General features: G+C 69.4%; 18 protein-coding genes and 1 pseudogene. 10 read left to right on the top strand and 9 right to left on the bottom strand.

The features are described 5' to 3' along the window. Positions 1 to 67: 67 nt before the first annotated feature. From AOZ49_RS16060 to dkgB, 4 genes are all read right to left on the bottom strand, one after another. Entirely contained in the window at positions 68 to 820 is a 753-nt protein-coding gene (locus AOZ49_RS16060) for a hypothetical protein (RefSeq protein ID WP_054476476.1), read from the bottom strand. A 31-nt stretch (positions 821 to 851) separates the two neighbouring features. Beyond that, positions 852 to 1901 (bottom strand): NADP(H)-dependent aldo-keto reductase, encoded by a 1050-nt coding sequence (locus AOZ49_RS16055; RefSeq protein ID WP_054428736.1) that lies wholly within the window; start codon positions 1899 to 1901, stop codon positions 852 to 854. 137 nt (positions 1902 to 2038) lie between these two features. Beyond that, positions 2039 to 2929 carry an NAD-dependent epimerase/dehydratase family protein gene (locus AOZ49_RS16050; protein ID WP_054476474.1) on the bottom strand — a complete coding sequence of 297 codons (891 nt, stop codon included), beginning with the start codon at positions 2927 to 2929 and terminating at the stop codon, positions 2039 to 2041. Between the two features lie 52 nt (positions 2930 to 2981). Further along, positions 2982 to 3785 (bottom strand): 2,5-didehydrogluconate reductase DkgB, encoded by an 804-nt coding sequence (gene dkgB / locus AOZ49_RS16045; RefSeq protein WP_054476471.1) that lies wholly within the window; start codon positions 3783 to 3785, stop codon positions 2982 to 2984. Between the two features lie 101 nt (positions 3786 to 3886). Here dkgB and AOZ49_RS16040 point away from each other — a divergent pair, with 101 nt between their 5' ends. The 4 genes from AOZ49_RS16040 to AOZ49_RS16025 all read left to right on the top strand — a co-directional run bounded on the left by AOZ49_RS16040 (position 3887) and on the right by AOZ49_RS16025 (position 6108). Next, a complete protein-coding gene (locus AOZ49_RS16040; protein ID WP_054428739.1) occupies positions 3887 to 4789 on the top strand; it encodes a LysR family transcriptional regulator in 903 nt (300 codons plus the stop codon). Positions 4790 to 4863: 74 nt separating this feature from the next. Further along, complete coding sequence (locus tag AOZ49_RS16035; RefSeq protein WP_054476469.1) at positions 4864 to 5223, top strand: translation initiation factor Sui1; 360 nt, start codon at positions 4864 to 4866, stop codon at positions 5221 to 5223. Positions 5224 to 5228: 5 nt separating this feature from the next. Continuing rightward, entirely contained in the window at positions 5229 to 5579 is a 351-nt protein-coding gene (locus AOZ49_RS16030) for a DOPA 4,5-dioxygenase family protein (RefSeq protein ID WP_054428741.1), read from the top strand. A gap of 76 nt (positions 5580 to 5655) precedes the next feature. Further along, positions 5656 to 6108: a GNAT family N-acetyltransferase gene (locus AOZ49_RS16025; RefSeq protein ID WP_054476467.1), complete on the top strand. Its 453-nt coding sequence runs from the start codon at positions 5656 to 5658 to the stop codon at positions 6106 to 6108. A 3-nt stretch (positions 6109 to 6111) separates the two neighbouring features. Here AOZ49_RS16025 and AOZ49_RS16020 read toward each other — a convergent pair whose 3' ends face one another. After that, positions 6112 to 7002, bottom strand: a complete 891-nt coding sequence (locus AOZ49_RS16020; protein WP_054428743.1) for a LysR family transcriptional regulator — start codon at positions 7000 to 7002, stop codon at positions 6112 to 6114. Positions 7003 to 7160: 158 nt separating this feature from the next. Between AOZ49_RS16020 and AOZ49_RS16015 the strand changes: the two genes are divergently transcribed. Next, complete coding sequence (locus AOZ49_RS16015) at positions 7161 to 8327, top strand: mandelate racemase/muconate lactonizing enzyme family protein (protein WP_054428744.1); 1167 nt, start codon at positions 7161 to 7163, stop codon at positions 8325 to 8327. A gap of 44 nt (positions 8328 to 8371) precedes the next feature. Here the strand turns inward: AOZ49_RS16015 and AOZ49_RS16010 are convergent, their stop codons facing one another. Continuing rightward, positions 8372 to 9217, bottom strand: coding sequence for an AraC family transcriptional regulator (locus AOZ49_RS16010; RefSeq protein ID WP_054476523.1), 846 nt, complete (start codon positions 9215 to 9217; stop codon positions 8372 to 8374). A gap of 90 nt (positions 9218 to 9307) precedes the next feature. On the opposite strand from AOZ49_RS16010, the gene AOZ49_RS16005 reads away from it, so the two are divergent. Continuing rightward, complete coding sequence (locus AOZ49_RS16005; protein WP_054476466.1) at positions 9308 to 11002, top strand: FAD-dependent monooxygenase; 1695 nt, start codon at positions 9308 to 9310, stop codon at positions 11000 to 11002. 87 nt (positions 11003 to 11089) lie between these two features. Here the strand turns inward: AOZ49_RS16005 and AOZ49_RS16000 are convergent, their stop codons facing one another. The 3 genes from AOZ49_RS16000 to AOZ49_RS15990 form a co-directional block, all read right to left on the bottom strand. Beyond that, a complete protein-coding gene (locus AOZ49_RS16000; RefSeq protein ID WP_054476521.1) occupies positions 11090 to 12601 on the bottom strand; it encodes a tripartite tricarboxylate transporter permease in 1512 nt (503 codons plus the stop codon). Between the two features lie 15 nt (positions 12602 to 12616). Then, positions 12617 to 13045 (bottom strand): tripartite tricarboxylate transporter TctB family protein, encoded by a 429-nt coding sequence (locus tag AOZ49_RS15995; protein WP_054476464.1) that lies wholly within the window; start codon positions 13043 to 13045, stop codon positions 12617 to 12619. 551 nt (positions 13046 to 13596) lie between these two features. Next, positions 13597 to 15441, bottom strand: a complete 1845-nt coding sequence (locus AOZ49_RS15990) for a methyl-accepting chemotaxis protein (protein WP_054476462.1) — start codon at positions 15439 to 15441, stop codon at positions 13597 to 13599. 206 nt (positions 15442 to 15647) lie between these two features. Here AOZ49_RS15990 and AOZ49_RS15985 point away from each other — a divergent pair, with 206 nt between their 5' ends. From AOZ49_RS15985 to AOZ49_RS15970, 4 genes and pseudogenes are all read left to right on the top strand, one after another. After that, positions 15648 to 16703: a sensor domain-containing diguanylate cyclase gene (locus AOZ49_RS15985; RefSeq protein WP_082380472.1), complete on the top strand. Its 1056-nt coding sequence runs from the start codon at positions 15648 to 15650 to the stop codon at positions 16701 to 16703. Positions 16704 to 16792: 89 nt separating this feature from the next. Then, entirely contained in the window at positions 16793 to 17107 is a 315-nt protein-coding gene (locus tag AOZ49_RS15980) for an ArsR/SmtB family transcription factor (protein ID WP_054428750.1), read from the top strand. Further along, entirely contained in the window at positions 17104 to 17463 is a 360-nt protein-coding gene (locus tag AOZ49_RS15975) for an SRPBCC family protein (RefSeq protein WP_054428751.1), read from the top strand. The genes AOZ49_RS15980 and AOZ49_RS15975 overlap by 4 nt, the downstream gene beginning before the upstream one ends. Positions 17464 to 17516: 53 nt before the next feature. After that, positions 17517 to 17948 (top strand): annotated as a pseudogene (locus tag AOZ49_RS15970) (ATP-dependent Clp protease proteolytic subunit); the annotation flags it as partial.

Genomic DNA, 17948 nt, shown 5'->3' with positions numbered 1-17948 from the left:
TGATCGGCCGGCGCGTCGGCCGGCTCGCGCAGGCATCACCCACGCCGGCATGACCGACGGTTGCGTGCTAGCGGGCGCCGCCGTGGGGATCGTGCGGATCGTCGGCCGCCAGCCCGGCGCCCACGCCCATCATGCCCATGCCCGCGGCGGCGCCGCCGCCCCCTGCACCCCCACCCCCGCCCTTGCCGCCGCCGCCCGCCTCGCCACGGGCATTGCCGCCCTTCGCGCCGCCAGCCGCGGGCCGGGTCGGGCCCTGGCGCGGAATCGCCAGGCCGACCGGCACGGGTTCCAGGTTCAGCACCCGGCGGATGAAGTCGCGCAGCGACACCACCAGCTCGGCGGTCTCGATGCGGCGTCCGGCCACCAGGTCGGCGGCCGCCTGGGCCGCGAGCCGCACCTGGTCCTCGGTGCCCGGCAGGATGATGTCGGACAGCGCCGCCTCGACCGCGTCGCGCACGCGCCGGCGGCGCTCGCCGCCGGGGCCGTCCAGCGCCGCCGGCCGCAGCGGGTCGGCGGCATCGGGGTCGATCTCATCGTCGTGCGCGCCGCTGGCGACGGCCGCTTGCGGCGCGCCATGGCGCAGGTCGCGCAGATGGCTGGGGTCCACCACCAGGTTGCCGGTGAAGGACCCGCCCAGCGTCTTGTAGGCCGCGATCAGGGTGCGCAGGCGCTCGTTGATCTGGCGGTTCTCGCGTTCGCGCCGCTGCTGGATGGTCTGCATCACCAGCAGGCGGATCCCCACCCCGATCAGGGTGATGACCGCCAGGCCCAGCAGCGTGGACAGTACGGTTTGCCAGGAGCTGAAATCGAGATTGCGCATATAGGGTCCTCGTCGCTCCCGGCAAGCGGGATCAAGGCGCCGGATTCGGGTGGCGCACGTGGATCTGGTCGATGGCCTGCAGCACGTCGGACGACAGTTCGACGTCGACGCTATCGATATTTTCCTTCAATTGCTGCAGGTTGGTGGCGCCGATCAGGTTGCTGGTGACGAACGGGCGCTGGTTGACCCAGGCCAGCGCCAGGTGCGTCGGCGAGATGCCGTGCTGGCGCGCCAGTTCGACGTACTCGCGGGTGGCGGCCTCGGCCTGCGGGTTGCTGTAGCGGGTGAAGCGCGTATACAGCGTCAGGCGGGCGTTGGCGGGACGGGCGCCGTCCAGGTACTTGCCGCAAAGCATGCCCATGGCCAGCGGCGAATAGGCCAGCAGGCCCACGCCTTCGTGGTGGCTGAATTCCGACAGGCCGATCTCGTAGACGCGATTGAGCAGGCTGTAGGCGTTCTGGATCGTAGCGATGCGCGCCAGGCCGAGATTGTCGGAGGCCTTCAGGAACTGCGACACGCCCCACGGCGTTTCGTTGGAGACGCCGACGTGGCGCACCTTGCCGGCGCGCACGAAGTCCTGCAGCACCGACAGGGTTTCCTCGATCGGCACGGTGTGGTCGTCCTTGACCCACGGATACGACAGCTGGCCGAAGGTGGCGGTGGTGCGGTCGGGCCAGTGCAGCTGGTACAGGTCCAGGTAATCCGTCTGCAGGCGCTTGAGGCTGGCGTCCAGCGCCTCGGTCAGGTTCTTGCGATCGAGGAAGGTCTTGCCGTCGCGGATGTGGCCGGGACGCTTGGGATCGCGCACCGGGCCGGCCACCTTGCTGGCCAGCACGATGTCCTGGCGCCGCTTGCTGCGCGCCAGCCAGGTGCCGATGTAGGTTTCGGTCAGGCCCTGGGTTTCCGGCTTGGGCGGCACCGGGTACATTTCGGCCACGTCGACCAGGTTGACGCCGCGCTCGAGCGCGTAGTCCAGCTGCTGGTGGGCCTCGGCCTCGGTGTTCTGCTCGCCCCAGGTCATGGTGCCCAGGCCGATCAGGCTGACGTCCAGGTCGGTACGGCCGAGTTTGCGGTATTTCAAGTTCTGCTCCGTGCGGAATCTCTGAAGGGAACGGTTACCTTACCGCAACTCTGTTGGCGTTTTGCTGACGGCGCCCCGCCGTTGGCCCACCCCGTGGACGCCGGCGCGGCCCCGACCCGGCGCCGCGCCGTCCCGCGTCAGGCGATGGCCTGGCGCACCCAGCCCAGCACGTCATCGTGCCGCGGCGCCCAGCCCAGTTCGCGGCGCGCCTTGCCCGCCCGCACCCGGCTGTTGGAGCCGAGCGCGTAGGCGCCCAGGTCCTTGCCCCAATAAGCCACCGCCAGCGCCGGATCCCAGGCCTGGGCCGGTCCCAACCCCAGGGCCTGGCCGATGGCGCCGACCAGGTCGACGAAGGCGGTCTCGCCGTTCTCGACGAAATAGAAGCTGCCGGCCGGCGCCTTCTCCAGCGCCAGGTGATACAGCGCCGCGACATCGGCGATGTGCACGTTGGACCAGCGGTTCAGGCCCCGGCCGACGTGGCGCGCGATGCCGCTTTCGCGGGCCTGCGCCACCAGCGGCGGGATCTGCACGCTTGCGGCGCGCGGCCCCTCGGTCGAACCGTAGATCAGGGTGTGGCACAGCACCACGCTGCGCACGCCCGGCGCGCTGGCGTGGATCAGGTCATTGATGGCGATGCGCGCCACCTTGCCCGGCACCGGCGCCACCGGCGTGGTTTCGTCGAACACCGCGTCGGACGGCTCGCCCAGCGCGTCGTCGGCGACCAGGCTGCTGCCGCTGGTATGGATGAACGCCTTGCCGCTGCCCGCCAGCGCGCCCAGCAGGGCCTCGACGGCGCCGCGATGGTCGCTGTCGGCGGCGTTGATGACCGCGTCGGCGGCGCGCGCCTCGGCCGCCAGCAGCGCCGCGTCATCCAGCGTGCCCAGCACCGGTTCGATGCCGAAGCCGCGCAGTTCGGCGGCGCGGTCGGGATTGCGGATCAGGCCGCGGACCTGGTGGCCGGCCCTGGCCATCGAGGCGGCGACGGCGCCGCCGATGAACCCGCTGGCGCCGGTGATGAATAGCTTCATGGAATGGCTCCTTGTGAAATCTGGTTGGCGCGCGCGGCGCCGATGGCGTGCCTCAGTCCCAGGCGGCGGCCAGGCCTTCCGGGCTGACTTCGCGGCCGTTGCGTTCCAGCGCGGCGATCTGCGCCATGTCGGCGTCGGTCAGGCGCAGGTCGCGGGCCAGCAGGTTGCTCGCCAGGTTCTCGCGCCTGGTCGACGACGGGATCACGGCGAAGCCGCGTTGCAGCGCCCAGGCCAGAGCGACCTGCGCCGGCGTGGCGTTGTGGCGCTGCGCGATCTGGCCGATCACAGGATCCTTCAGCACCTTGCCGTAGGCCAGCGTCATGTACGACGTGACGGGGATGCCCTGCTGGTTCAGGAAGTCCACCAGCGCCGCATTCTGCAGGTAGGGGCTGAGCTCGATCTGGTTGGTGGCGATGGCGTCCTTGCCGACGGCGGCGATGGCCTCGCGGGTCTCGGCAATGGGGAAGTTGGAGATGCCGATCTGGCACGTCAAGCCCTGCTCGCGGGCATCCATCAGGCCGGCCATCATCTCGGCGATGGCGACGCCGTTGCCGGGCGCGGGCCAGTGGATCAGGGTCAGGTCGACGTAGTCGGTGCGCAGCTTGGCCAGGCTGTCCTTCAGGCTGGGCACGAGCTTGGCGCGGCCATAGTTCGGCACCCAGATCTTGGTGGTCAGGAACAGGTCGGCGCGGGCGATGCCGCTGGCCTCGACAGCCTGGCCGACCTCGGCCTCGTTCTCATAGATCTGGGCGGTATCGACGGCGCGGTAGCCGACGTCCAGCGCGTTGCGCACGGAATCGATGACGACCTGGCCCTGCAGGCGGAAAGTGCCGACGCCAAAAGACGGGATGCTCATGTAAAACTCCTGGGTAGGTGTTGGAATGCACCCAGTGTGCCCGCACGATCCTTGCGGAATAAGCCCTGTATCGGCGAAAGACTTTTGATATAACTTCAAATATGAAAACGACACTCGACGAAATGCAGGTCTTTATCGCCATCGTCGACAGCGGCTCGATCACCGCCGCCGCCGATGCGCTGCAGCAGACCATTTCCGCCACCAGCCGCACCATGACGCGGCTGGAGGAAAAGCTGCAGACCACGCTGATGCGCCGCACCACCCGGCGGCTGGAACTGACCGAGGAAGGCCGCGCCTACCTGGAGCAGGCCCGCAAGATCATCGCCGCGGTCGAAGAGACCGAGGAGCAGATGCACGCGCGCCGCAACCAGCCGGCCGGGCGGCTGCGGGTCGACGCCGCCTCGCCCTTCATGCTGCACGTGATCGTGCCGCTGGTGCCTGGCTACCGCAAGCGCTATCCCAAGGTCGAGCTGGAACTGAACAGCAATGAGGGCAACATCGACCTGCTGGAACGCCGCACCGACCTGGCGCTGCGCATCGGCAGCCTGAAGGATTCGTCGCTGCATGCCGTGCCGATCGGCCGCAGCCGCGTGCGGGTGCTGGCCAGCCCCGGCTACCTGGCGGCGCACGGCACGCCCAAGCGCGTGGCCGACCTGGCGGACCACAGCCTGCTGGGCTTCTCGCAACTGGAATCGCTCAACGAGTGGCCGCTGGAGGATGCCGACGGCCAGCCGCTGCACATCCAGCCGGCGATCCGCTCGTTCAGCGGCGAGACGCTGCGGCAACTGGCGCTGAACGACGCCGGCATCGTCTGCCTGTCGGACTTCATGACGCGCGCCGACCGCCAGTCCGGCGCGCTGCGCCAGCTGTTTCCGCGCCAGACGCTGGACGTGCGCCAGCCGGTCAACGCGGTCTATTACCGCAACACCGCGATCTCCTCGCGCATCAAGTCGTTCATCGATTACCTGGTCGAATCGCTGGGGCCGCGCGGCTTCGACGAATGAGCGCCGCCCGCGCCGGGCCCGCGGCGGCGGCTCCGGCATAATGGCTGCCTGAACCGCAATCTCACGCATCACCCATGAAAAGCAGCTCCCCAGGCGGACTCGTCTATTCCACCGATGGCGGCCGGATGTGCCCGCAATGCCGCCGCCCGCTCGCCGATTGCCAGTGCAAGGCGGCGGCCCGGCCCGTGCCGGCCCCCGGCGGCGTGCGCGTGTCGCGCGAAACCAAGGGCCGCGGCGGCAAGGCCGTAACCGTGGTCAAGGGCCTGCCGCTGGACGACGACGCCCTGGCCGCGCTGGGCAAGCAACTGCGCACCGCCTGCGGCTCGGGCGGCACCGTCAAGGACGGCGTCGTCGAGGTGCAGGGCGACCATTGCGACCGCATCCTGGCCGCGCTCGACAAACTCGGCCATCGCGCCAAGCGCGCCGGAGGTTGACCCTCATGATCCTGGACCCCGCCATCGTCGACAGCTGGCACGCCCACGTCTATTTCAATGCCGACAGCCGCGACGCGGCCTGGGCGCTGCGCGAACAGGCCATCGCCGCGTTCGGCGACAGCATCCAGATGGGCCGCTTCCACGAGCGCCCGGTCGGCCCGCATCCGCAATGGAGCTATCAGCTCGCCTTCGCGCCGGCCACGCTGCCGCGGGTGCTCACCTGGCTGGCGCTCAACCATGGCGCGCTGGATGTGTTCCTGCATCCCAACACCGGCGAATCGCTGCGCGACCACCGCGACTGCGCGGTGTGGATCGGCCACAGCCACACGCTGAACCTGGCCGCGCTCGGCGGCTGATCCCCGCGCACTTCCCGCGCCCGGCGCGCGTCCGCGAGCCGCCGGACGCGCCCCCTTCCGCCTGACGACGCCCGACATGAACCTGCACTACCGCCCAGCCCATCCCGACGACGCCGCCGCCTGCATCGACCTGCGCGGCCGCACCCGCGAGAATGCCTTCTCGGCCGAAGACCTGCGCGCGCTCGGCATCACGCCTGAAAGCTGGGGCGACGGCATCCGCGACGGCTCGCTGCCCGGCGTGGTGGCGCTGGCGGACGGCGCGCTGGCCGGCTACTGCTTCGGCGATCGCGACAGCGGCGAGATCCTGGTGCTGGCCCTGCTGCCGGCCTGCGAGGGCCGCGGCATCGGCCGCGCATTGCTCGACCAGGTCATGCAGACGCTGCGCGGGCTGGGCCACGAACGCCTGTTCCTGAGCTGCGCGGCCGATCCGGGCGTGCGCTCGCACGGCTTCTACCGGCGGCTGGGGTGGACGCCCACCGGCGAGATCGACGCGGCCGGCGACGAAGTGCTGGCCTATCGATTCCGCTAGGGCCTACGCGAAGCGCGCCATCAGGAAATCAATGAACGCCCGCGTGCGCGCCGACAGGTCGCGCTTGCTGGGGTAGTACACGAACAGGTCGGCCGAGGGCAGGATGAACTCGGGCAGCACCACCCGCAGCCGCCCGCTCTCCAGGTACTTGGCCAGGTCCCACTCCGAACGCACCAGGATGCCGTGGCCATCGAGCGCCCAGTTCAGCACGATGTCGCCATCGTTGCTGGAGAGCGCGCCATGCACCTTCACGGTCTCGGCGCGGCCGTCGCGGGTGAAGCGCCAGACGCCATAGGCGTCCTCGTTCTGCCGGTGGATGATGCATTGGTGGCTGGCCAGGTCGCGCAGGCTGGCGGGCGTGCCGTGCCGCGCCAGGTAGCGCGGCGCCGCGCACAGGAAGCGCCGGTTCGACAGCACGCGCCGGGCGACCAGGCGCTGATCGGGCAAGGCGCCGAAGCGGATGCCCAGGTCCACGCCGCTTTCCACCAGGTCGATGGGCCGGTCGGTGACGTCCAGCTGCACCTCGACCTGCGGATGCTGCGCGGCGAACTCGGACACGATGGGCGCGATCGCGGTGCGGCCGAAGCCGAGCGTCGCGTTGATGCGCAGCAGGCCCTTGGGCACCGAACCGCTGGACGACACCACCTCTTCCATTTCGCGCACGTCGGCCAGGATGCGCGTGGCGTAGTGCAGGTAGGTTTCGCCTTCGGGCGTGAGGCTGATGCTGCGGGTGGTGCGGTTCACCAGCCGCACGCCCAGCCGCGCCTCCAGCTGCGCCAGGCGCTTGGTGGCCGCCGGCGGCGTCAGGTCGAGCAGGCGCGCCACCGTCGACAGGTTGCGGTGGCGCGCCAGCAGCACGAAGAACTCCAGGGAAGATGCCAGATCGTGGTTCACGGCGGGAAACGCCTCATGCGGACGAGGCCGGCGACGGCAGGCGAGCGCCGGAATCTTTAACTTCAAGTTAATAAAGTAGTGCCTGATAGCGAATCATAATGCCGCATCAAGCCAATAATCTACGGTTTTCCCATCCCCGCCCCCGGCCAGGAGACACCATGAAAATCGTCGAAATCCGCGAGAAGACCGTCCCGATCAGTTCCCCCATCCGCAACGCCTACATCGACTTCAGCAAGATGACGCTGAGCCTGGTGGCCGTGGTGACCGACGTGGTGCGCGACGGCCGGCGCGTGATCGGCTACGGCTTCAACTCCAACGGCCGCTATGGCCAGGGCACGCTGATGCGCGAACGCTTCATCCCGCGCGTGCTGGAGGCCGACCCCGCCAGCCTGCTCGACGACAGCGGCGACAACCTCGATCCGCACCGGGTCTGGGACGCCATGTACATCAACGAAAAGCCGGGCGGCCATGGCGAACGCTCGGTCGCCATTGGCACCATCGACATGGCGGTGTGGGACGCGGTCGCCAAGATCGCCGGCAAGCCGCTGTTCCAGCTGTTGGCCGAGCGCTACGGCAACGGCCGCCCCGACCGCCGCGTGTTCGTCTATGCGGCGGGCGGCTACTACTATCCGGGCCAGGACCTGGGCAAGCTCAAGGACGAGATGCGCGGCTACGTCGACCGCGGCTATACCGTGGTCAAGAAGAAGATCGGCGGCGCCTCGCTGGACGAAGACCTGCGCCGCATCGACGCCATCCTGGGCGTGCTGGGCGATGGCAAGAAACTGGCGGTGGACGCCAACGGCCGCTTCGACCTGGACACCGCGATCCGCTACGCCAAGGCGCTGTCGCAGTACGACCTGTTCTGGTACGAGGAAGCCGGCGACCCGCTCGACTTCGAACTGCAGGCCACGCTGCGCAACTACTACGACAAGCCGATGGCCACCGGCGAGAACCTGTTCTCGATGCAGGACGCGCGCAACCTGATCCGCTACGGCGGCATGCGGCCGGACCGCGACTGGCTGCAATTCGACTGCGCCCTGAGCTACGGCCTGGTGGAATACCTGCGCACGCTCGACATGCTGCGCCAGCACGGCTGGTCGGCCAGCCGCTGCATTCCGCACGGCGGCCACCAGATGTCGCTGAACATCGCCGCCGGCCTGGGCCTGGGCGGCAATGAATCCTATCCGGACCTGTTCCAGCCCTATGGCGGCTTCCCCGACGGCGTGCGGGTCGACAACGGCTACGTCACGCTGCCCGAACTGCCCGGCATCGGCTTCGAGGGCAAGGCGGACCTGATCGCCGAGATGCGCAAGCTGGCGGAGTAAGGCGGCCGCCAGACGCCGGGACGCCGCGCGTCCCGGCGCGCGGATCAGGCGACGCCCGCGACGCCCGCGTCGCCCTCGTCCAGCGGCGTGCGCAGATAGCGCCCCGGCGTCATGCCGAAGGCGCGCTTGAACATGGCGATGAAATTGCCGGGCGTGGCGTAGCCCAGCGCGTCGGCCACCTGCGCCACCAGCTGGCCCGCGCTCAGGCGTTCCAGCGCATGGATCAGGCGCAGTTGCTGGCGCCACTGCGCGAACCCCAGGCCGGTCTCGTCGCGGAACAGGCGCTGCGCGGTGCGCGGCGCCAGGCCGGCGTGCGCGGCCAGCACGTCCAGCGGCCGGCTGTCGGCCGGGTCGTCGGCCAACGCCTGCGCCAGCCGGGCCAGGCGCCGGTCGCGCGGCCACGGCAGGTGCAGGCGTTCGCGCGGCGCCGCCTCGATCTCGTCCAGCAACACCGCCGCGAAGCGCGCGCGCGCCGGATCCAGCGCCAGCTTGTCCGGCCAATCGGCCGCGCGCAGGACCATGGCGCGCAACACCCCGTCCACCCCCAGCACGCAGGGCGCCGCCGGCAACGCCGCGGCGGCCCGCGGATGCACCAGCGCGACCCAGCCGCTGGCGGCGCCCGCCACGCTGACCCGGTGCCGCAGCCCCGGCGGGATCCAGCCCGCGCGCTGCGGCGGCAACAGCCATGCGCCCGCCTCGGTGCGCACCCGCATCGCGCCGCTGTCCACCCCGAACAACTGCCCGCGGGCATGGGCGTGCCAATCGTATTCGCGCGAGCCCAGCCGGAACTCGCTGCCCGGCGCGTCGGCGCCATGGAACACGCACACGGCCGGGCCGTCGAGCAATTCGCTGTAGTCGGGCGCGGGGGCAGCGGTCTGGCGGGTTCGCATGATTTGTTGGCGCGCCGGCATTACCGGCGCGGACGCGCTTGCGCGCAAGCTGTGGGGGTGCCGGCGACGCCGGCTTGCTTCGAGGACATTATGCAGAATCTCCACGTTTCCATCATCGGCGCCGGCCTGGGCGGACTGTGCCTGGCGCAGGGGCTGGCGCGCGCCGGCATCGAGGTCGACGTCTACGAGCGCGACGCGCGCACCGACAGCCGGGTGCAGGGCTACCGCCTGCGCATCGACGCCACCGGCCAGGCGGCGCTGGCGCACTGCCTGCCGCCCGACCTGTACGCCCTGTTCCAACACAGCTGCTCGACCCACGACCAGCCCGGCGGCATGTTCGACGCGCAACTGCGGCCGCTGCCGCAGCGCGCCTCGGCCACCTGGCGCCTGGACGGCGCCGACACCCCGCCCGACCGCTCCGCCCACCGCCAGACGCTGCGCGAGATCCTGCTGTCGGGCCTGGGGCCGCGGGTGCATTTCGGCCATGGCTGCGCCGGCCTGGACGCGGCGGGGCTGCGCCTGGATGGCCTGCCCGCGCGGCCCGGCACGCTGGTCGTGGCCGCCGACGGCGTGCATTCCGCGCTGCGGCGCCAGCATCTGCCGCAGGCCGCGCCGCGGGACACGGGCACCGTCACGATCTTCGGCGTGGCGCCGCTGGGCAGCCTGGCAGGCGATGCGCTGCCCGCGGATCTGCGGGCCGGCGCGGGCGTGGTGTTCGGACCCGGCTATGCGCTGGTGCTGGACGCCATGCGGCTGCCGGCGCTGCCGCCGCTTGCGCAGCGGATCGCCCCCGCCAGCCGTCTCAGCGATATCCCCAACTACCAGTACTGGGCCGTGATCGGCGAACGCGCCGCGGTGCTGGGCGAGGACTCGCCCCTGCCCGACGCCGACGCGGCCCCGCGGGATGCGGATGCCGGCCGTCGCTGGCAGCGCGCCGCCGAGCGGCTGCTCGCCCCGGTGCATCCCGCGCTGGCCGCCATGGCGGCCGCCAGCGATCCGGCCGGCATCGCCCTGAAGACCGTCTACAGCGCGCCCGCCCTGCCCCGCTGGACGCAAGCGGGCCTGACCTTCCTGGGCGATGCCGTCCACGCAATGAGCCCGGCGGGCGGATTGGGCGCGAACACCGCCCTGGCCGATGCGCAATCGCTGGCGGCGTTGCTGGCGCAGACGCGACAAGGCCTGCCGCTGGAACAGGCCTTGCAACGCTATGAGGAGAGTCTGCGGCAACGCGGAGCGCTGGCCGTCGGCCAATCGACGCAGGCCGCCGCGCGCATCATGGGGCGGGACGGCCGACGCCCAGGGCGCGGATGCGTGGGCGATAATCAGCGGCTTGAAGCCGCCTCCCGACTCTCGACCCGACATCCCTCAGCCACCATGCGCATGCGTTCAACGTCCGGCCGTCGCCTCATTGCTGCTCTTGTCCTGAGCGCATCGCCCCTGGCGCATGCGCAGGACTGCCAGGCGGACGACTATTCGCCGATATGCACGGACATGCGGGCGCAGGCCGCCTACGAGCAGGCCGACAGCGACCTCAACGGCGTGTATCAACGGCTTCTGAAAACCCTGTCGCAACCCCGGAACGAGGTGCTTGACTATCCCGCGCTGAAAACCCGGTTCGTCGAGGCCCAGCGGCGGTGGGTGCGCTTTCGCGACAGCGAGTGTGCCGCGTGGTACCTGATCAATCAGGCCGGGACCGGGCGCAATGCGGACCAGATGGCATGCCTTCTGCGCAGGACGCAACAGCGGACCCAGCAATTGCAGGAGTGGCAGGCCAATCTGCCCTAGCGCGCGCATGACGCTCGCGCCGGGCATCCGACCCGGCCCTGTCGGCGCCGCGGGCGGCGTCGACAGGGCCAGGCGTTCAACGCACGATCACGGCTCGGCGGGTTGCCGCTCCAGCGCCGGCGCTTTGCGCGCCTTGCGCAGGAACGACACCAGCTGCCACACGACGGCCGCGCCGATCAGCGCCAGCAGCGTGCCGCTGATCGGCCGCGTCAGGAACACGCCGAACTCGCCGCGGCTGAGCAGCATGGCGCGGCGGAAGTTCTCTTCCAGCATCGGGCCGAGGATGAAGCCCAGCATCAGCGGCGCCGCTTCCATGCCCAGGCGCAGGAACAGGTAGCCGATCAGGCCGAAGATCGCCGTGATGTAGATGTCGTCCAGGTTGTTGTTGATGCTGAACGTGCCGATGCAGCAGAAGAACAGGATCGCCGGGAACAGCACCGTGTACGGGATCTTGAACACCGACAGCCAGTAGCGCACCAGCGGCACGTTCAGGATCAGCAGGAAGCAGTTGCCCACCCACATGCTGGCCACCAGGCCCCAGAACAGGTCGGGGTGGGTGCCGATCATGTTGGGACCGGGCTGGATGCCCTTGACGATGAACGCGGCCAGCATCAGCGCCATGACGGCGTTTTCGGGGATGCCGATGGCCATCAGCGGGATGAAGCTGGTGCGCGCGGCCGCTTCGTCGGCCGCCGCCTGGCCCGCCACGCCTTCGATGGCGCCGTTGCCGATCTCGTGGCGGTACTTGCTGAAGCGCTTGTCGGCCGCGTAGGCGGCGAACTGCGCGATCGTCGGGCCGCCGCCCGGCAGGATGCCCAGCACCGAACCCACCACGCTGCCGCGCAGCGCGCTGGGGATGATGCGCTTGAACTCGGGCCACGTCGGGATCAGCTTGATCTTGCCGTTGAACGGCGTCAGCGTGTTGCGGTTGTCCAGGTTCTTGACGATCTCGGCGATGCCGAAGCAGCCCAGCGCGATGCTGATGAGGCCCACGCCGTCCTGCAGGAAGGCCAGGTCCATCGTGTAGCGCGCCACGCCGCTGTTGACGTCGGTGCCGATCACGCCCAGCAGGATGCCGATCATGGCCATCGCCAGGCCATTGAGCAGGCTGCCGCTGCTGACGAAGCTGACGCAGAAGAAGCCCAGCAGCATCAGCGCGCAGTAGTCGGCCGGGCCGAACAGCAGGCCGACTTCGCCCAGCGCCGGCGCCATCGTCGACAGCACCACGATCGCCACGGTGCCGCCGATGAAGCTCGACACGCCCGCGGTGAACAAGGCCAGGCCGGTCTTGCCCTTCAGGTTCATCTGATACCCGTCGATGCAGGCGACGATACTGCTCGCATGCGGGATCTTCATCGTGATCGCGCTGACGCTATCGCCGTACTGCGCGCCGTAGTAGATGCCGGCGAGCATGATCAGCGCGCCGCCGGTGGGAATGGAATACGTCAGCGGCAACAGCAGGCTGATGGTCGACAGCGGGCCCAGGCCCGGCAGCAGGCCGACCAGCGTGCCGACCACGCAGCCGATCGCGCAGTACATCAGGTTCTGCAGGGTCAGCGCGTGCTCGAAACCGAACGCGAGATTGTTCAACATCTCCATCATGATGGCTCTCCCTCAGTACAGCGGCAGGTTCAGGCCGAGCAGGTTGCGGAAGGCGAATGCCACCGCGATCAGGCCCAGCGAGATCTTGATATTGCGCACCACCGAGTACGAGGTGCCCGCCAGCGTCGAGCAGAACACCAGGAAGACGATGCCCACGATCATGTTGATGAAGCCCGACACCACCGCGAAGCCGCACAGGCTCAGCATGATGATGGCGATGTTCTTGATGCTGTAGCTCAGCGGCACCGGCGGCACGAAGCGCGAACGCACCACCGAGATCACCCCGATCACGCCCAGCAGCGAGCTGACCATCAGCGGGAACAGGCCCGGCCCCGAGCGGCTGAACGACCCCAGTTGGTACTTCAACGCCGCCAGCCCGAACAGCAGGGCGAAGGCGATCATGAAGAGCCCCGCGACAAAGTTTCTATTGCCCAAATACATAAGACGCGCCCTCCCAGGCATTGCGTTTTTTTCGCTTGTTATTGCCACCCGGTTTCTCAAACCGGTCTGGTTTCCCCGCCTGTCTTCCCGCTGAAAATTTCGGTGCTGCGGACGAGGTCGGCAGATAGTAGAGAGCGACACTTCCAATCAGCTTTCGCTTTTTGCGCCGAAACGCGCGAATGACTTATCGCTTTCCCGTAGGTCTGGCGACATGAAGCTGACTGCTTCCTGAATTGATGTCAAAATGACAACGGCCCGCGGCCTCACCCCCCATTCAGCGAGACGAAAGCCGCGTGCGCGGGCCGTTCCGGCAAGACGGATCGGGTCGGTGGAAAGACAGGAAAAACGTCCGCGAACGGAACCGGGAAAGATCGGCGCGATGCAACCGCATCGCGCCACGACAAGCGCCATCTCCGGCGACATCCATGCATCACCCGCGTCGCATTGCGCGACGCTGGCGCGGCCGTCACCACACGGGATGACGGACCGCCATGCGCGTCGGCGCGCGGCGCGTCATGCGCCTCACGCGCCGCCGCGCCAACCGCGCCGGATCAGGCCGGCAGCGCCGCCATGCGGGGCGCGGCGCCGTGCGCATCGCCGCGCAGCTTGAACAGGGCCACGGTGCCGGCCAGCGCGCCGGCCTGGTCGCTCAGCATCGCCGAGGCCGCCGCCGACTGTTCCACCAGCGCCGCGTTCTGTTGCGTGGCCTGGTCCATCTCCGACACGCTGCGGTCGATCTGACTGATGCCCACGCTCTGTTCGGCCATGGCGCCGTGGATCTCGCTGACAAGACGCTGAACACGCGACACGCCTTCAACGATCTCGTGCATGGTCGAGCCGGCCGCCTGGACCCGCTCGGTGCCGCTGCGCACGTTCTGCACCGATGCCTGGATCAGCGTGCGGATCTCCTGCGCCGAGGCCGCGCTGCGCTGCGCCAGTGTGCGCACCTCGCCCGCCACCACGGCGAAGCCGCGGCCCTGTTCGCCGGCCCGCGCGGCCTCGACCGCCGCGTTCAGCGCCAGGATGTTGGTCTGGAAGGCGATGCCGTCGATGACGCTGATGATCTCGGTGATGCGCTCGGACGACTGCGCGATCGCGCCCATGGTGCTGACCGCGTCGGTCACCACCCGGCCGCCGCGCTCGGCCGCCTGGCTGGCTTCGGTCGCCAGGCGCGTGGCGTGCTCGGCGGCCTCCTCGGTCTGGCGCACGCTGGAGGTCAGCTCGGTCAGCGCCGACGAGGTCTCCTGCAGCGAGCCGGCCGACACTTCGGTGCGTTGCGACAGGTCGCGGTTGCCCATCTCGATCTCGCGCGTGGCCGAGGTCATCGAGTGCACGCCGTTGCGCACGTCCAGCATGACGTGGCTGATCTTGTCGACGAAGGCGTTGAACGACGACGAGATCTGCGCCACTTCGTCATGCCCCACCACCGCCAGCCGGTGCGTCATGTCGCCGTCGCCCGAACCGATGGTGTCCATGGCGTCGCGCACCGCCGACAGGCGCTTGAAGGCGCGCGAGGTCACCACGCTGGCCAGCAGCACGGCCACCAGCGTCAGCACCACCATCGAGATCAGCGTGGCGTTGAACACCTGCGACAGGCCGGCGGTGGCCTCGGCCTCGTCCAGCGCGATCACCAGGAACCAGTCGGTGCCGGCGATCGGACGCGCCTTGAGCAGCTTGGGCGCGCCGCCCAGGCTCAGCACCAGCGGCGCGGCGCCGTCGTGCGCCATGCCGGCCAGCACCGCCGGCGTCAGGCCGGCGGCCACGTCGGTGGACGGCTTGAGCGCCAGCTTGTCGTCGACGTGCGAGATCACCTGGCCGTCGGTGGCCAGCACGAACGCGGTGCTGGAAGGCGTGGGCCGGATCGCCTTGATGACGTCCTTGATGCCGTCCAGCGCCACCGCGCCGCTGACGGCGCCGGTGGTCTGGCCGGCGCGCACGATCGGCGCGGTGAAGGCCACGTAGGGCTTGCCGGTGCCGGAATCGCCATACGGCTTGGTCACGGTCAGCTTGCCGGCGGACACCGCGCTCTTGTACCAGGGACGCGCGGTGGGATCGTAGTCGGCCGGCGTCTGGGCGGTCGAGAAGTAGCTCTTGTCGGACCAGCCGATGCTGGTGATGGGAAAGCCGTTGGTCTCGCCCATGAGCTTGGTCAGGCCGCGCGGATCGCCCTTCTCCACCACCGCGGCGGTGGCCGATACCGCCAGGGCCTTGTCGGCCGACCAGCGTTCGATGGCGCTGGCGTTGCCGGCGGCGATGGCGTCCAGGTCCGCGGAGATGGTTGCCATCATGTTGTCGCGCACGATGTGATAAATCGCAATGCCCGAGAGCACTAGCGCGCCGATGACGGTGAAGCAGGTGATCAACAGGATCCTGTTGCGCAACGAGGTGATTTTCATGCTTGTCTTCTTACTGCAACTGCCCATGCCGGGGGGGCACGGGCATCCAGGTACGCGACGACGCAAGCGTCCGCGCCATCCTGGCTTACGGCAATGCAACATAGGACTTTAGGAAGGCAGGGCAGGCATAATGTCGACAAGGCCGCTCCCTGGGCCGAGGACCCGGGGCCGGCGTCGATGCGTCAGTGTTTTTTTGGGAGCTTTCGTTGGACCCGATACTCGCCGAACTGTCGGCGTCACTGCAGGCGGCCAAATCGGTCGAACAGTTGACGCGCCCCCTTCTGGATATGCTCGGAGCCGTCACCGGCCTGGAATCCACCTATCTCACCTCGATCGATCCGGACGAGGACCAGCAGCACGTGCGCTACGCGCGCAACGTCGGCGCGCTGCAGATTCCGGAAGGCCTGTCGGTGCCGTGGTCGGACACGCTGTGCAAGCGCGCGCTGGAAGAAGGCCGCATGTCCACCAGCGACGTCGGCGCCTGCTGGCCCGATTCCGACGCGGCGCGCCAGCTCGGCATCCAGACCTACGTCAGCACCCCGATCCGCACCGACGACGGCCTGCTGCTGGGCACGCTGTGCGGCGCCAGCGCCCGCCGCCAGGACATCGCGCCGCAGGCCGAGGCCATCATGCGCCTGTTCTCCAGCGTGATCGCCAGCTTCCTGGAACGCGAACAGCTGGTGGCCGAACTGCGCACCGCCAACACCAAGCTGATGGCCTACGCGCTGACCGATCCGCTGACCGGCCTGCCCAACCGCCGCGCGCTGTACGAGGAACTGGACCGCCTGCGCGGCCGCGCGCTGCGCGAAGGCGGCAGCGTGCTGGTGGGCGTGGTCGACCTGGACGGCTTCAAGGGCATCAACGACACCTACGGCCACCAGCTGGGCGACGCCTTCCTGCAGGAAGTCTCGCGGCGCCTGGCGATGGCGCTGCGCGCCTCCGACATGGTCGGGCGGCTGGGCGGCGATGAATTCGTGCTGATCGGCCCCGGCCCCGCGCTGGCGCGCGGCGACGCGGCGCCAGGCCACGAGGCCGAGCGCGGCGATGCCGAGGAAGCGGCGCGCTCGCTCGAAGACCGCGCCGCCGCCGCCACCGTCGGCCGCTACCAGCTCGGCGAGACCGCCCTGCCCTACGAGGGCGCCAGCGTCGGCGTGGTGGCGCTCGATCCGCGCGGCCTGGCGGCCGAGGAAGCGGTGCGCCTGGCCGATGCCCGCATGTACGAGATCAAGCGCGCCCGCAAGGCGGCCCGCGTCATCCACTGAGTCCCCCGCCCGCGCAGGGCGGCGGCCCGGCCCCTGATCCGGGCCGGGCCGGGCTTGCACAACACATAAGTAACTGCTAATGTGTTGCCATGATCGAAAACGACATCTTCAAGGCCCTGGCCGACCCGACCCGCCGCGCGCTGTTCGACAAGCTCGCGGCGGGCGCCATGAACGCCAGCGCGCTGCGCGAGGGCCTGGACATCAGCCAGCCCGCGGTCTCGCAGCACCTGGCGGTGCTGCGCCAGGCGCGGCTGGTGCGCGAGGAACGCCAGGGTCGTTTCGTCAATTACGAAGTCGACCCGGACGGCCTGGCGCTGCTCGCCGGCTGGCTGTCGAAGTACCGCGCCTGGTGGCCGGCGCGGGTCGACGCCCTGAAGACGCTGCTCAAGGACATGGACCAATGACCCACACGGACGCCGCCTCGCGGGACACGACCCTGGTGCTCGACTACGAACTGGATGCGCCGCCCGAGAAGGTCTGGCGCGCCCTCAGCATCCCCGCCCTGCGCGAGCAGTGGCTGCCGGACGGCGCGCTGGCCGATCCCGAGCCGCTGGCCGCGACGCCCGGCGTCGAAATCCGCTACCGCATGCGCGACACGCTGCCGCCCTGCCTGGAAAGCGTGGTCACGTTCCAGCTCAATCCCACCGCCGACGGCGGCACCCGCCTGACCATCATCCACGCCCCCGACGACGCGCGGCTGGCGCGGCCCGCGCCGCAAGCCGCGAACGATGCCTGGCCGGCCTTCAAGCTCGCCGCCTGACGCCGCCTTTCCCTTTGATGCAAGACAGGAGTTCGCGCATGAGCGAAACGATGCAGCTCGTCCCGATGGTGGTGGAACAGTCCGGCCGCGGGGAACGTTCGTTCGATATCTATTCGCGCCTGCTGCGCGAACGCATCATCTTCCTGAGCGGCGAGGTCAATGACGCCGTGTCGGCCCTGGTGTGCGCGCAGCTGCTGTTCCTGGAAGCCGAGAATCCCGGCAAGCCGATCCATCTGTACATCAATTCGCCCGGCGGCGTCATCACCAGCGGGCTGGCCATGTACGACACCATGCAGTTCATCAAGTCGCCGGTGCACACCCTGTGCATGGGCACCGCGCGCTCGATGGGATCGTTCCTGCTGATGGCCGGCGAGCCCGGCCATCGCGCCGCGCTGGCCAACGCCAGCCTGCACGTGCACCAGCCGCTGGGCGGCTTCCAGGGGCAGGCCTCGGACATGCTGATCCACGCCGAGGAAATGCAGCGC

Origin of the sequence: Achromobacter sp. 2789STDY5608615, from assembly GCF_001298995.1 — a bacterium.
GTDB classification, from domain to species: domain Bacteria; phylum Pseudomonadota; class Gammaproteobacteria; order Burkholderiales; family Burkholderiaceae_B; genus Achromobacter; species Achromobacter insuavis.
Note: the sequence above shows the minus strand (reverse complement) of the source record. Positions and strands in the feature narration are given on the sequence as shown.